This window comes from Emcibacter sp., from assembly GCF_963675455.1.
In the GTDB taxonomy this organism is placed as follows: Bacteria; Pseudomonadota; Alphaproteobacteria; order Sphingomonadales; family Emcibacteraceae; genus Emcibacter.
Map to the genome: position 1 here is coordinate 624,652 of NZ_OY776217.1, position 13,816 is coordinate 638,467.

The window sequence follows — 13,816 nt, forward strand, 5'->3', positions numbered from 1 at the left end:
AGAATCATCCTCTTTCGGGAATCATAAAGGCCGCCTCTCTGCAGGCGGCCTTTACCAAGTCACTTGTGGCTGACAAAAAAGATCAGGGAACGACCGTCACCGGAACCTTGGCTTTCTGCAGCACACCATACGCCACACTGCCAAGACCGATCTTGGCCAGCAAGCCCTTGCCCTTGTGGCCGAGGAAGATCTGCTCAACATTCTGTTCCTCGGCCAGAGAAGTAATGACATCCGCCGCATGGCCGACCTGAACGAAACTTTTGATTTCCACACCTTTACGCGCGAGGCGTTTTTTGGCCGGGGCAATGATTTCCTCTTCAGCCGTTTCAAGCTGCTCCATCTGCTGGGAATGACGAACAGCCAGTTCCTCAACACTCATGACCTCAAATTCGGACCAGTCCACCACATAGACAAGATAAAGTATACCGCCGCCACGGGCTTCAAGTTTGCCGGCCGCCAGTTCTGCAGCTCTTTCGCTGAGCTCGCCGCCGTCGTATCCCACGAGAAATTTTACCTGATCGCCTGTCATCTGCTTACCTCGCCTCATTTGTATTTGACTTTATCAACACCGTTTAGATGTATCCTATTTGCTATGAGCTATTGAAGCATTGATTCGTATCAATTGCAATCATCCTGTGACCGCATCAGACAATTGCCGGGCCCCTCCCTCCCGATTGTAGAAAAGACAGCATATGCAAGAACAAACCAGTTCTGTCGGATAACCGGCATTTCGGCAAAATATCATTTTGTTTTTTGATATTTGCACAGTATTTTTGCGGGTAATTGTTGCCATGAACACCCTTTCAAGATATGACTCATAGTATATCAGGGTATAATAATTTATCGGGGAATTACTATGGACAGATCGGTGAGAAAAACACCTCCTGGACAGTTCAGGTCCAACTTGCGCGTGATTTCATCAGATCATTGCACCCATCATTCAGCCTGCGAAAACTGCAGCGTGCGCCATGTCGCCATGTGCAATGCCCTGAACGAAGAAGAGGTCAACCTGCTCAATGAGATCTCCAATGATTTCAACCGGGACACCAAACAGATACTCTGCGCGGAGGGCGACCCTGCCGAACATCTTTACAACATCCGGGCCGGTACCGTCCGCCTTTCGAAAATGTTGCCGGACGGCAGACGCCAGATCACCGGCTTCCTGTTTCCGGGCGACTTTTTCGGTCTGGCCTGCAAGGACATCTACAGTTATACCGCCGAAGCCGTCACCCCGGTGGAGACCTGCCGTTTCCCGCGCAAAAAAATTACCGAGAAATTCAGAGAGCTGCCCAATCTGGGGGAACGGGTATTTGACATGACCACCACGGAATTGCAATCTGCCCATGACCAGATGCTTCTGCTCGGCCGCAAAACAGCCCGGGAAAAACTATGCAGTTTTCTGCTCTATATGGCGGAAAAAACGGCCGCGCTCGGCGGACATCCCGAAAATCACGCCTATCTGCCCATGAGCCGGTCCGATGTGGCTGACTACCTGGGATTAACAGTTGAAACGGTCAGCCGTCAGTTTACCAAGCTCGCCCAGTCGGGCCTGATCAGGCTTGAAGGTGCCCATCATGTGATACTTCTTGATCGCGAAGCCATTCACGACCTCGCTGAAGGGGAATGACGGTTCGGTTCCCCCCCTGACTGCGTGCGCCGGGTTCCGGATTGGCAGCCACTGTATTTTAGCAACCTGAAAAATGGCAAAATCCTTGACAACAGCTTTGCCGGCGCTATATTGCGCCATCTCTAACACGGGGTGATTCCCCGTAGTTTGACGAATCGTCATACCCCGGTCAGTAAATACGAACCCAAGTTCGTTACCGGCTATGACCAGGATAAAAACAGGAAATCAAAATGTTTGCAGTCGTCAAAACTGGTGGCAAACAGTATAAAGTAGCCAAAGATGATGTGCTGAAGGTTGAGAAACTGGACGGCGAAGCCGGCACAACAGTGACCCTTGAAGAGGTCCTCATGGTCGGTGATGACAAAGGTGTACAGGTTGGATCCCCGACTGTCAGCGGTACTGTAGTTACTGCTGAAATTCTGGAGCAGACCCGCGGCAACAAGGTTCTCATTTTCAAAAAGAAACGTCGTCAGAACTATCGCCGCAAAAAAGGTCATCGCCAGGAACTGACCGTACTCAAGGTTCTGGAAATCGGCAAGGGTGCCGCCAAGAAAGCTGCCCCTGCCAAAGCCGCCGCTGCCAAAACGGAAAAAACCGAGGAAGCCAAACCTGCTGCAAAAACCGCAGCAGCGAAGAAACCAGCTGCCGCGAAAGCAGCCGCTGAAACGAAAGCTCCGGCCAAGAAGGCAGCTCCGAAAAAAGCTGCCGCCAAAAAACCGGCCGCGAAGAAAACCGAGGAGAAATAAGTCATGGCACATAAGAAAGCAGGCGGTAGTTCCCGTAACGGTCGCGACTCAGCTGGTCGCCGTCTTGGTGTGAAAAAATTCGGTGGTGAAGCCGTAATCCCGGGCAACATTCTGGTTCGCCAGCGCGGTACAAAAGTATACCCCGGCGACAATGTCGGCATGGGCAAGGACCACACACTGTTTGCCCTGACCGAGGGCAAGGTTAAATTCACAAAAGGCAAACTCAAACGCAGCTACGTTCACGTAGACGTGGAAAAGTAAGCCGGAATTTAACAAGACAGATTCCGAAAGGGGAATGCCCAGGCTTTAATCCGGCATTCCCTTTTTCTATTGGCCTCTTTTTCTATTGGCCCTTTTTTTATTTTTGCGGTCCCCTTATGATTGGGAAAGCAAGCCCCTAACCAGAGCAGCAACATGCAGTTCCTCGACCAATGTAAAATATATACCCGTTCAGGCGCCGGCGGACAGGGATGCGTCAGCTTCCGGCGGGAAAAATTCGTCGAATTCGGCGGGCCCAACGGCGGGAACGGCGGGCGCGGCGGCCATATTATCGTAGAGGCCGTAGAGGGACTGAACACGCTGATTGATTATCGTTATAAACAGCATTTCAAGGCCCAGCGCGGCGGTCACGGCATGGGCCAGAACAGAACCGGCGCCCAGGGCAAGGACCTGGTCCTCAAGGTGCCCGTCGGCACCCAGATATTCGATGAAAACCACGACGTGATGCTCGCCGACCTGACCGAACCCGGACAGGTGGTGATGCTGCTGGAAGGCGGCAGGGGCGGCGTCGGCAATGCGGCGTTCAAATCATCCGTCAACCAGGCTCCCCGCAAGTCCACCCCCGGCGGCCCGGCCGAGGAAATGTGGATCTGGCTGCAGCTCAAACTGATGGCAGATGTGGGTCTGGTGGGCCTGCCCAATGCGGGCAAGTCGACGTTCCTGGCGGCAACCAGCCGGGCCAAACCGAAAATCGGCGATTATCCCTTCACCACCCTGAAGCCGCAGCTTGGTGTCGTTCATGTGGATGATCGTGAATTTGTCATCGCCGATATTCCCGGCCTGATCGAAGGCGCCCACGAAGGCCACGGCCTGGGCGATCGTTTCCTCGGTCATGTGGAACGTTGCGCCACCCTTCTGCATCTGATTGACGGCACGGGTGAAGATGTGGTCGATGCCTATCAGACGGTTCGTCACGAACTGGAAGCTTACGGCGAAGGACTGGACCGCAAGAAGGAAATCATCGGCCTGAATAAATGTGACGCCCTTGACCAGGAACTCATCGACATGTTGACGGATGAGTTGCGGCAGGTTACAGACTCCCCCATCATGCCGCTTTCCGGCGTCTCCGGTAAGGGCGTCGGCAAGGTTCTTAGGGCCCTGCTCAAGAATGTTGACGAAGCCCGGGAACTTGATATGTCGGATGCTTCTGCACCCTATTTGTCGGCTGCCACCCCGACAGGTGAAGAAGACCCGTCCGAAGAACCGGAAGCGGAGGAAGATACAGGGGGATGGTCGCCAATCTGATCGATCTCCCCTGCACTACTAGAGAAGTGTTTGTTTGACACGCCACACTGTCGAATGAAAGCCACCTTTGAATGAAAGAGACCATAGATAGTTTTCGCCGTATCGTGATCAAAATCGGATCCGCCCTTCTTGTCGATGCCGAAAAGGGACAATTGCGCGAGGAATGGCTGACCAGCATTGCCGAGGACGTGGCTGCCCTGCGCGCCGCCGGCAAGGATGTCATCCTGGTGTCTTCAGGCTCCATTGCCCTGGGCCGGAAACTTCTGGGCCTTAAACCGGGTAAACGGCTGGAAGAAAACCAGGCCGCCGCCGCCGCAGGCCAGATCGAGCTGGCCGCCGCCTACCGGGAAAACCTGGGCCGGCTGAACCTTCCTGTTGCCCAGGTCCTGCTGACCTACGGCGATACTGAGGAACGGCGTCGCTACCTGAATGCCCGTAACACCATCCTGCAGCTCCTCAGGCTTGGCGTGGTGCCGGTGATCAACGAAAACGACACGGTGGCCACCGACGAAGTCAGATACGGCGACAACGACCGTCTGGCCGCCCGGGTAGCTACCATGTGCGAGGCCGACTGCCTGTTCCTTCTGTCGGATATCGACGGGCTCTATACCGCCGACCCCAACAAAAACCCCCATGCGGAATTTGTCTCGACCGTGAATACGATTACCCCCCAGATTGAACGAATGGCCGGCAACCCCGTCTCTACCGGTTTCGGCAGTGGCGGCATGATCACCAAGATCGCCGCCGGCAAAATCGCCACACTGGGCGGCTGCAACATGGTGATCATCAACGGCACGGAAAAAAATCCTGTAAGCCGTTATCTGGAAGAAGGGCGCGGCACCTGGTTCAAGGCCGCCAATAATCCGCTGGCCGCCAAGAAACAATGGATTATGGGCAGCCTGGAAACCTGTGGTACGCTGACCATCGACGATGGCGCGGTAAAGGCTCTGAAAAACGGCAAAAGCCTGCTGCCGGCCGGCGTTGTCCGGGTGTCCGGCACCTTTGACCGCGGAGATACCGTCACCGTGATGAATATTGAAGGGACTGAAATCGGCCGGGGCCTGATTTCCTACTCCTCCAAAGAGGCCGGTTTACTGAAGGGACATCGCAGCCACGAGATCGAGCAGGTCCTGGGATATGTAGGTCGGGAGGAATTAATCCACCGCAGCGACCTTGTTATTTCGGGAAATGGCTATAAATAACGGTACATCACAGTACCAAAAGTAATTCGCTGGAAACGCACATGAATACAGAACATGACATCAGAAAACTGATGCTGGCAATGGGTCAGTCGGCCCGCGCGGCCGCCACCATTCTGGCCGAAAGTACAACCGAACAGAAAAATGCCGCCCTGATCGCTGCCGCAAAAGCCCTGCGGGACAACAGCCGGGATATCCTTGCCGCCAACGCCAGAGACATGGAAATTGCCAAAGGCCGCGGCCTGACAGGGGCCATGCTGGACCGGCTGCTGCTGGATAACGACCGCATTGAAGCCATGGCCAAAGGACTGGAAAACATTGCCGCCCTGCCCGATCCGGTCGGCGACGTAATGGCAAGCTGGGATCGTCCCAACGGCCTGAATATCTCCCGCGTGCGGGTGCCGCTGGGCGTTATCGGCATCATTTACGAATCCCGTCCCAATGTGACGGCCGACGCCGGCGCCCTGTGCCTGAAATCGGGTAATGCCTCGATCCTGCGCGGCGGTTCCGAAAGCGCCCATTCCAGCCGGGCCATCTACCAGTGTCTGGTACAGGGCCTGGAGGAAGCCGGCCTGCCGGAAGACGCCATTCAGTTGATCCCGACCCAGGACCGCTCCGCGGTCGGCGAGCTGCTTGGTCTGGCCGGTCTGGTCGATATTATCGTCCCCCGGGGCGGCAAGTCGCTGATCGAACGAGTCCAGAACGACAGCAAGGTGCCGGTCATGGCCCATCTGGACGGCATCTGCCATGTCTATGTGGACAAGGATGCGGATCTGGAAAAAGCCGTCAATATTACTGTCAACGCCAAGATGCGCCGGACCGGCATTTGCGGAGCCACGGAAACCCTGCTCATTGACCAGGCCGTCGCTGAAACGTTTCTCCCCCCCATTGCCGAGGCACTGAGGGAAAAGGGCTGCGAACTGCGTGGCGATGCCAAAACCCGGGAAATTGTACCGGATATAGTTGCCGCCACCGATGAGGACTGGGATACGGAATATCTGGACGCCATTCTCTCCATTCGTTGTGTGGAAGGTGTCGAAGGCGCCATTGATCATATTGCGATCCATGGCTCACATCATACCGATTCCATTGTCACGGAAAATGCCGCCACCGCCGCCGAATTCCTGAACCGGGTGGATAGCGCCATTGTTATCCACAACGCCTCGACCCAGTATGCCGATGGCGGAGAATTCGGCATGGGTGCGGAAATCGGCATATCCACCGGCAAGATGCATGCCCGGGGTCCGGTTGGACTGGAACAGCTGACAAGCTATAAATATCAGGTCAGGGGCAATGGCCAGATCCGCCCCTGAGAGACCGGCCCCTGACAGACCACCCTTCAGCAGGTTTCCGCTGCTGCCCGGCGGGGACAAATGGCGGGGCATGACCATCGGTCTGCTTGGCGGCTCATTTAATCCGGCCCATGCGGCCCACCGGGAAATAAGCCTTTCCGCCCTGAAGCGCCTGGGCCTGGACCATGTCTGGTGGCTGGTGTCCCCGCAAAACCCGCTGAAAGGCACCGGGGACATGGCATCCCTGGACCGGCGCGTGAAACAGGCACAGAAAGTGGCGGCGCACCCGAAGATAACGGTAATGGATCTGGAAAGCCGGCTCACTTCAAACTATACGGCAGATACGATCCGTACCCTCGTGGAACGCTTCCCCGAGGTTCGTTTTGTCTGGCTGATGGGGGCGGATAATCTGGGTCAGTTCGACAAATGGCAGAAATGGGAGGAAATTGCGCGGCTTGTTCCGTTTGCGATTTTCGACCGTCCCGGTTATTCTATGTCAGCGATAGCCAGTAAAGCTGCCCAAAGATTTCGCCGACAGCGGCTGAATGAGGCATATGCCTCGCTGCTGTCGTTGAAAAAACCGCCGGCCTGGATTTTCTGCCACGGCAGAAAAAATCCATTGTCGGCAACCGAGATTCGTAAAAAAATGTTACATTCCGAGAGGTTATAGAAAAAAGACGTGCCCACTACACAGGAGTCAGAGAACATTCCAAGTTCTTCCGAACCGTCCAGTACGGTCAGTCTCAAGGAGCTTATCATAGGCGCCCTTGAAGACAAAAAAGCAGAAGATATTACTGAAATCAACCTGCATGGAAAATCCAGCATTGCCGATTCGATGGTAATTGCCTCCGGTCGATCCAACCGTCAGGTGGCCGCCCTCGCGGACCATATACTGCAGACCGTGAAGGACAACGGCTTTGGCAGTTGCAAGGTGGAAGGCCTTGAAAAGGCTGACTGGGTGCTGATTGATGCCGGTGACATCATCGTCCATCTTTTCCGTCCCGAAGTCCGCGCTTTCTACAATCTGGAAAAAATGTGGATGCCGGATTTCACTCCGGACAAGGTTGGCAATGCAGAGTATCATCCTGAATCTTCCTCTGAATCTTCAGATGACTCCTCCGACCTGCAGAGCTAGGCCCGGGGAATATGCAAATCCGGATCATCGCCGTCGGGCGCCTTAAAAAAGGGCCGGAGCTTGACCTGATTGAGACTTTCATCAAACGGACTCCCTGGCCTGTTTCCATAACCGAGGTTGAGGAAAGGCGGCCCATCAAGGGGGCCGAAAGGATGGCCAGGGAAGCAGAACTTCTGCTGGCCGCCATTCCCCGGGACGCTTTTGTAATCGCCCTGGATGAACGCGGCAAGGAAATGCGAAGCACGCGTTTTGCAGAAACCCTGGAACGGCTTCAGGACGACGGTCAACAGACCGTCGTCTTTGTCGTTGGCGGTGCCGAAGGTTATGGTCCGGGGGTAAAGGAACGGGCCGACCGACTGCTGTCTTTCGGCGAAATGACCTGGCCCCACATGATGGTGCGCCTGATGCTTGCAGAGCAGATCTACCGGGCTTCCACCATCCTTGCCGGCCACCCCTACCACAAGGACTAGCGGACAGGGGTGAAAAAGGAACCGGAAACAGGATTTAATTTAACGCAAAAGTGCCTGACAAGCTTGATTTTACACGCTATTAACCTAATTTAGATATAGAGTTTATATCCGGAACCGGCGTCCGGAAACTGCCATAAGCGGAACGAGTTATCAATGACCAGAAAAGCCCTTCATGCCACCAAACCGGTTGTCCTGTGTATCCTGGACGGCTGGGGCTACCGTGACGACAGCACAAACAACGCCATTGCCCTGGCAAATACGCCCAATTACGACCGCCTCCTGAAGGAATGCCCGCGTGGTTTTCTTGAAACCTCCGGCCTGGCGGTTGGCCTGCCGGAAGGGCAGATGGGGAACTCGGAAGTTGGTCATATGAATCTGGGTGGCGGCCGGGTGGTCATGCAGGATCTGCCGCGCATCGACAGCTGTATTGCCGAGGGTAGACTGGGTGACCTGGAGAACCTGAAACACATGATTGCCGCCCTGAAAGAAAGCGGCGGCACCTGTCACCTGATGGGGCTTTTGTCCCCTGGTGGCGTTCATAGTCACCAGGACCATATGCTGGCCCTGGCGAAAGAATGTGCGAAGGAAAATATTCCGGTCGCTATTCATGCCTTCCTTGACGGACGTGACGTCCCCCCGAAAAGCGCGCTCGGGTTCCTGGACAGGTTTGAAGCCGGCATCGCCGAACTGGACAAAGTCGCCATTGCCACGGTCAGCGGACGCTATTACGCCATGGACCGGGACAAGAGATGGGACCGCGTCAAACTCGCCTATGACGCCATGGCCGAAGCGACGGGTGAAAAACACCCCACCGCCCGCGCCGTTATCGAAACAAGTTACGCCAGTGACAAAACCGACGAATTCGTCCTGCCTGCCATTGTCGGCGACTATGGCGGCATGAAAGACGGTGACGGCCTGCTGATGGCCAACTTTCGCGCCGACCGCGCCCGGGAAATCCTGACCTGTTTTGTCGACCCGCATTTTGACGGCTTCAGGCGCGGCCGGTTGATTGATTTCGCCACCCGGGCGGGCATGGTGGAATATTCCGTCGCCCTGAATGAATATATGACCGCCCTGTTCCCGGCCGAGGAAATCCTCGACACCCTCGGGGAAATTGTTTCCCGTAGCGGCCGCACACAGCTGCGCATTGCCGAGACGGAAAAATACGCCCATGTGACCTTTTTCTTCAATGGCGGGTCCGAGGAGGTTTATGACGGCGAAGACAGGATCCTGATCCAGTCGCCCGATGTCGCCACCTATGACCTGCAGCCTGAAATGTCAGCCCCGGAAGTCACCGACAAGCTGGTCGAGGCCATCACCTCGAAAAAATACGACCTGATTGTCGTCAATTTCGCAAACCCGGACATGGTTGGTCATACCGGCATCATGTCAGCCGCCCTGAAAGCGGTTGAAACCATTGATAACAGTCTTGGCCGGCTGCGTGACGCGCTTGTGGAGGCCGGAGGCACCATGCTGGTGACCGCGGACCATGGCAATATCGAACTGATGAAAGATCCGGCCACCGATCAACCGCATACGGCCCACACCACAAATCTGGTGCCGTTTATCCTGGTCAATGCGCCGGCGGCAGCAGCGGACCTGCCCGAAGGCCAGGCCATATCCCTGGAAAGCGGCAAGCTGGCCGATGTGGCGCCGACGGTGCTGGACCTGCTGGGTCTGGAGCAACCGGCATCAATGACCGGTCAGTCCCTGCTCAAAATTGTCTCCGGTCAACAGATCAAAGGGGATGGCATTAAACAACAGGAGAACCGGGCTACTGCGTAAGCTGTCTCACCATATTCTGCACCGGCGGGGAGTGATCCTTCTCCCCTCGCTGTTTCTTTGCCTGCTCTCTGCCGTACCGGCCACCGGTGACGTGCCTGAAAAGCAGGAAAAAGACCTGCAGGCCGTCCAGAAAAAGATTGAGGAAACCACCCTCAAGGCCCGGCAATATGAAAATGAGGCAAACCAGCTGAAGCAGGAGATTTCCGACCTGAGCCGCAAAATGGTAGCTGTGGCCGGTAACCTGCAGGATACCGAAAGCCGCCTCAGTGAACGGGAACAGAATCTTGCCGAACTGAACCAGCGGGAAATAAAACTGGAAACCCGTCTCCGGGCCCGCACCGGCCAGATGAGCGAAACCCTCGGCGCCATGCAACGGCTCAGCCAGCAGCCGCCGGAACTGGTGGCCTTTCGTCCCGACGAAGCCGTCAACAGCCTGCGCAGCGCCAGCCTGCTGAAGATCATCCTGCCGGAACTGGAAAACAAGGCGCTTTTGCTCCGGAATGACCTTGGCGAGCTGCAGGATCTGCGTCAGGACATTCGGGAAGAAAAAGACAGCCTGAAAGAGGAACTGGCCGAGCTCGGCGACTCGCAAGCAGAGCTTGACCGGCTGTTAACAGCCCGACAGGACCGCCACCGGCAGCTTGAGAAAGCCACCCGTTCCGAACGGGCCAAGCTTAAACAGTTCGCTGCCACCGCAAAAAACCTTCAGGAGCTGATCGACCGTATCGAGGAAGAAAACCGCCTGCGGGAAAAAGCCGCCCTTGCTGCCGCAAAACGACTCGAAGACAAACCGCTGGTCGGCCCGAAAGACACAGCCCCTGCCCCCCGGGTCGCCTCTCTGCCGTCCGGCAGCGCCAGCTTCAATGCGGCGAAAGGCAGCATTCCCCTGCCGGTCCGGGGATCAATTGCGGTTCGCTTCGGACAAAAAACCCCGGAAGGCGTGACGTCAAAGGGAATCACCATCAACACCCGGTCACAGGCCACCGTGGTTGCCCTGCATGATGGTCGTGTTGTGTTCTCCGGGAAGTTCCGTTCTTACGGACAATTACTTATTATTTCCCATGGCGATGGCTATCATACCCTGCTGGCCGGCATGACCCGACTTGACGCCGTCGTCGGTCAATGGGTATTAAAAGGTGAACCGATAGGCCAGATGGCGCCCACTCAGTTGGCGGCTGACGGCCGGGTCACTGGAAACCTTGGGCAAAAGCTCTATATGGAAATCCGTCGACAGGGCAGGCCGATCAATCCACTGCCCTGGATTGTCGCTCGTGACAGAAAGGTACTTGGTTAAATGAAAAAGTTTGCTGCAACAGCTGTGATCGCCATTGGTATTGTCGGTGCCAGCCTGGCCGTGAATAATGTCGGCTACAGCGCCAATTCAGATACCTATAAACAGCTCAACCTGTTTGGAGATGTTTTTGAGCGTATCCGGTCGCAGTATGTGAAGGAAGTCAAGGATGAAGAGCTGATCGAAGCGGCCATCAACGGCATGCTGGCCTCCCTTGATCCCCATTCAAGTTACCTGAACCCAAAGAATTTTGAAGACATGCAGGTCCAGACCCGCGGTGAATACGGCGGTCTTGGCCTGGAAGTGACCCAGGAAAGCGGTGTGGTCAGGGTGGTTTCTCCCATTGACGATACCCCCGCTGAACGGGCAGGCATCAAAGCCGGTGACTATATCACCCATCTGGACGGTGAACAGGTTATGGGCCTGACCCTGAATGAAGCCGTCGACAAAATGCGCGGCGAAGTGGGCGAGCCTATTGTCCTGACCGTGGTGCGCAAGGGGGAAAAGGCGCCGCTGGAAATCAGCGTCACCCGGGATGTCATCAAGATCAAATCCGTGCGTTACCGGGTTGAAGATGAGATCGGCTACGTCCGCATCACCTCCTTTACCGAAACCACCGAAGAAAACCTGAAGGACGCCCTGAAAGCCATCCGTGAAGAGCTGGGCGATAATCTGCAGGGTATTGTGCTTGACCTGCGCAACAATCCCGGCGGTCTTCTCGACCAGGCCATCGCGGTTTCCGACGCCTTCCTTGACCGCGGCGAAGTGGTCTCGACACGCACACGTAACGACCGCTCCGTCCAGCGCTACAACGCCCGCAAGGGTGACCTGATTGACGGAAAATCACTGGTTGTCCTGATTAACGGCGGTTCCGCGTCTGCCTCGGAAATTGTCGCCGGCGCCCTGCAGGATCACCAGCGCGGTGTCGTGGTCGGCACCCAGTCCTTCGGCAAAGGGTCGGTCCAGACCGTTATCCCTCTCGGCGCCAATGGCGCCATGCGGCTGACAACAGCCTATTATTTCACTCCGTCCGGCACCAGCATCCAGGGTGATGGCATCACTCCTGATGTGGAAGTCGAACAGCTTCGTCTGGAAGACGCCCAGGAAATCAACACCAGACGGCGCAGCGAAGCAAGCCTGCGGGGCAGCCTCGAAAACCCCAATGGTGACCATAATGAGGCCGAACCTGACGAAGAAAAGGCCAAACAAGATGATGCGGCTGACAGCGGGAAAGAAGACACCACTGAAGACAGTAGTGAAGAAGAGGAAGAGGAAGAGGAAGTCCTCACCACAGCCCAGCGCGACTATCAGCTGAATTATGCCTTTAATCTTATTCGAGGGATGGCCATCGCCAGGAATTATAATTAAAAGCCGCGACAGGGCCGGATCAACCGAATTCCGGTCCTGTGCCTTTTGCGGCGTTGAAAAGAACAAAATAGTTTGGAAGGGGAAAGGCCGGTAACGGCAACAGATCATGGCAGGCGAGCCGGAATTACAAACAATGACACGGAGACGCACCATCAGTCCGCTGGTGGCGGCGTGGGTGCTTGTGCTTGTCACTTTTGGCGGCCTGATCCTGTGGCTTTCGCTGACGGCTGAAGCCCCCGAGACCGGAACTGCCGAAGTTACTCATGAACAGTCCCCCCTTGAACAGCAAGCTCAGGCCGGGGAAGAAAAATCCGCATCGGAAAATATTATCATTCTGTCCGGTCCTGAAGACAGTCTGCCCGCTGACAACCAGCCGGACGCTGCAGAAGACAGTCATGGAAACGATACGGCAGAGACTACAAGCGAAGACAGCACCCCGGCAACACAGCTGCCCTATACAAAATTCATGAGCCTGAAAGAGGTGCCCAATCCGGGCCTCATGGTCCAGGGCAAGGACGGTCCCCTGCCGGTGCTTGGGCCGGACGGGCTGGTTTCCTGGCAGGAATATGCCAGACCGCACGAGGATCTGAGCATTGCCCCGCGAATCGCCATTATAGTCAAGGGTATCGGCCTGAACACGGACCAGAGCGAACAGGCCATCAAGCGGCTGCCCGGTGAAATGGATATTGCCATTACGCCCTATGGCCGCAATCTGCAGGACTGGGTCGACCTGGGGCGGGAATTCGGCCACGAGGCGCTGCTTCTGGTGCCTATGGAACCCCTGAATTATCCCGAAAATGATCCCGGTCCGCATACCCTTATGGCTGGCTATTCAATGCGCGACAACATGAACCGGCTGATGTGGGTTCTGTCCCGGGTCACCGGATATGTGGGCATTCTGAACGAGATGGGCTCGAAATTTACCGCGTCTGAGAATGCCATCCATCCCATTCTGGAAGAACTCCATGGCCGCGGCCTGATGTTTGTGGATTCCCGGTCCAGCCGTTACAGCATCGCCGCCAAATACGCGCGGCGTCTCGGCATGCCGCGGGCTCTTAATAATCGCTTTATCGACAATATTGTCAGCGAGGAAGAAATCCAGACCAGGCTCAAGGAACTTGAGAATACGGCCAGGACCTATGGGGCGGCTCTCGGCATCGCGAGGCCCTTCCCGCTGACCATTGAACAGCTCGACGCCTGGGCCAGAACCCTGCCGGAAAAGGGTATTCAGCTGGTACCGGTGACCGCCATCGCCAACCGTCAACCGATCAAGTAACCTGGAAAGACGTCCTTCCCCGATATCGGCTTTTGTATCACCGAACTATTCTCTTGCCTTTTGTTCCTGTTGCAAGTCACGTTTAATTGATCAAAATAGATCC

14 protein-coding genes are annotated in these 13,816 nt (G+C 55.9%); 13 read left to right on the plus strand and 1 reads right to left on the minus strand.

Annotated features, from left to right (window positions below; translation table 11 throughout):
• Nucleotides 1-82: 82 nt before the first annotated feature.
• A complete protein-coding gene (locus ACORNT_RS02875) occupies nt 83-529 on the minus strand; it encodes a universal stress protein (RefSeq protein WP_321395141.1) in 447 nt (148 codons plus the stop codon).
• 327 nt (nt 530-856) lie between these two features.
• Here ACORNT_RS02875 and ACORNT_RS02880 point away from each other — a divergent pair, with 327 nt between their 5' ends.
• The 13 genes from ACORNT_RS02880 to ACORNT_RS02940 all read left to right on the plus strand — a co-directional run bounded on the left by ACORNT_RS02880 (nt 857) and on the right by ACORNT_RS02940 (nt 13,713).
• Nucleotides 857-1,627 carry a cyclic nucleotide-binding domain-containing protein gene (locus ACORNT_RS02880; protein ID WP_321395144.1) on the plus strand — a complete coding sequence of 257 codons (771 nt, stop codon included), beginning with the start codon at nt 857-859 and terminating at the stop codon, nt 1,625-1,627.
• 230 nt (nt 1,628-1,857) lie between these two features.
• Nucleotides 1,858-2,373: a 50S ribosomal protein L21 gene (gene rplU, locus ACORNT_RS02885; protein ID WP_321395146.1), complete on the plus strand. Its 516-nt coding sequence runs from the start codon at nt 1,858-1,860 to the stop codon at nt 2,371-2,373.
• Nucleotides 2,374-2,376: 3 nt separating this feature from the next.
• Nucleotides 2,377-2,634: a 50S ribosomal protein L27 gene (gene rpmA, locus ACORNT_RS02890; protein WP_321395148.1), complete on the plus strand. Its 258-nt coding sequence runs from the start codon at nt 2,377-2,379 to the stop codon at nt 2,632-2,634.
• A gap of 153 nt (nt 2,635-2,787) precedes the next feature.
• Complete coding sequence (gene obgE / locus ACORNT_RS02895) at nt 2,788-3,897, plus strand: GTPase ObgE (RefSeq protein ID WP_321395151.1); 1,110 nt, start codon at nt 2,788-2,790, stop codon at nt 3,895-3,897.
• A 71-nt stretch (nt 3,898-3,968) separates the two neighbouring features.
• Nucleotides 3,969-5,099, plus strand: coding sequence for a glutamate 5-kinase (gene proB, locus ACORNT_RS02900; protein WP_321395153.1), 1,131 nt, complete (start codon nt 3,969-3,971; stop codon nt 5,097-5,099).
• A 29-nt stretch (nt 5,100-5,128) separates the two neighbouring features.
• Nucleotides 5,129-6,409 (plus strand): glutamate-5-semialdehyde dehydrogenase, encoded by a 1,281-nt coding sequence (locus ACORNT_RS02905; protein ID WP_324292369.1) that lies wholly within the window; start codon nt 5,129-5,131, stop codon nt 6,407-6,409.
• Nucleotides 6,390-7,058, plus strand: a complete 669-nt coding sequence (locus ACORNT_RS02910) for a nicotinate-nucleotide adenylyltransferase (protein ID WP_321395164.1) — start codon at nt 6,390-6,392, stop codon at nt 7,056-7,058. Before ACORNT_RS02905 ends, ACORNT_RS02910 begins: the two co-directional genes overlap by 20 nt.
• Nucleotides 7,059-7,094: 36 nt before the next feature.
• A complete protein-coding gene (gene rsfS / locus ACORNT_RS02915) occupies nt 7,095-7,523 on the plus strand; it encodes a ribosome silencing factor (protein WP_420717534.1) in 429 nt (142 codons plus the stop codon).
• Between the two features lie 11 nt (nt 7,524-7,534).
• Complete coding sequence (rlmH, locus tag ACORNT_RS02920; RefSeq protein WP_321395171.1) at nt 7,535-7,993, plus strand: 23S rRNA (pseudouridine(1915)-N(3))-methyltransferase RlmH; 459 nt, start codon at nt 7,535-7,537, stop codon at nt 7,991-7,993.
• A gap of 153 nt (nt 7,994-8,146) precedes the next feature.
• Nucleotides 8,147-9,778, plus strand: a complete 1,632-nt coding sequence (gene gpmI, locus ACORNT_RS02925; RefSeq protein ID WP_321395173.1) for a 2,3-bisphosphoglycerate-independent phosphoglycerate mutase — start codon at nt 8,147-8,149, stop codon at nt 9,776-9,778.
• Between the two features lie 31 nt (nt 9,779-9,809).
• A complete protein-coding gene (locus ACORNT_RS02930) occupies nt 9,810-11,072 on the plus strand; it encodes a murein hydrolase activator EnvC family protein (protein WP_321395175.1) in 1,263 nt (420 codons plus the stop codon).
• Nucleotides 11,073-12,437: a S41 family peptidase gene (locus ACORNT_RS02935; protein ID WP_321395177.1), complete on the plus strand. Its 1,365-nt coding sequence runs from the start codon at nt 11,073-11,075 to the stop codon at nt 12,435-12,437.
• Between the two features lie 133 nt (nt 12,438-12,570).
• Nucleotides 12,571-13,713 carry a divergent polysaccharide deacetylase family protein gene (locus ACORNT_RS02940; RefSeq protein ID WP_321395179.1) on the plus strand — a complete coding sequence of 381 codons (1,143 nt, stop codon included), beginning with the start codon at nt 12,571-12,573 and terminating at the stop codon, nt 13,711-13,713.
• Nucleotides 13,714-13,816: the final 103 nt, after the last annotated feature.

Coding starts and splice junctions, on each gene's coding strand:
- ACORNT_RS02875 (WP_321395141.1), bottom strand. CDS start 529: ATGACAGGCGATCAGGTAAAATTTCTCGTGGGATACGACGGCGGCGAG.
- ACORNT_RS02880 (WP_321395144.1), top strand. CDS start 857: ATGGACAGATCGGTGAGAAAAACACCTCCTGGACAGTTCAGGTCCAAC.
- rplU (WP_321395146.1), top strand. CDS start 1,858: ATGTTTGCAGTCGTCAAAACTGGTGGCAAACAGTATAAAGTAGCCAAA.
- rpmA (WP_321395148.1), top strand. CDS start 2,377: ATGGCACATAAGAAAGCAGGCGGTAGTTCCCGTAACGGTCGCGACTCA.
- obgE (WP_321395151.1), top strand. CDS start 2,788: ATGCAGTTCCTCGACCAATGTAAAATATATACCCGTTCAGGCGCCGGC.
- proB (WP_321395153.1), top strand. CDS start 3,969: ATGAAAGAGACCATAGATAGTTTTCGCCGTATCGTGATCAAAATCGGA.
- ACORNT_RS02910 (WP_321395164.1), top strand. CDS start 6,390: ATGGCCAGATCCGCCCCTGAGAGACCGGCCCCTGACAGACCACCCTTC.
- rlmH (WP_321395171.1), top strand. CDS start 7,535: ATGCAAATCCGGATCATCGCCGTCGGGCGCCTTAAAAAAGGGCCGGAG.
- gpmI (WP_321395173.1), top strand. CDS start 8,147: ATGACCAGAAAAGCCCTTCATGCCACCAAACCGGTTGTCCTGTGTATC.
- ACORNT_RS02935 (WP_321395177.1), top strand. CDS start 11,073: ATGAAAAAGTTTGCTGCAACAGCTGTGATCGCCATTGGTATTGTCGGT.
- ACORNT_RS02940 (WP_321395179.1), top strand. CDS start 12,571: ATGACACGGAGACGCACCATCAGTCCGCTGGTGGCGGCGTGGGTGCTT.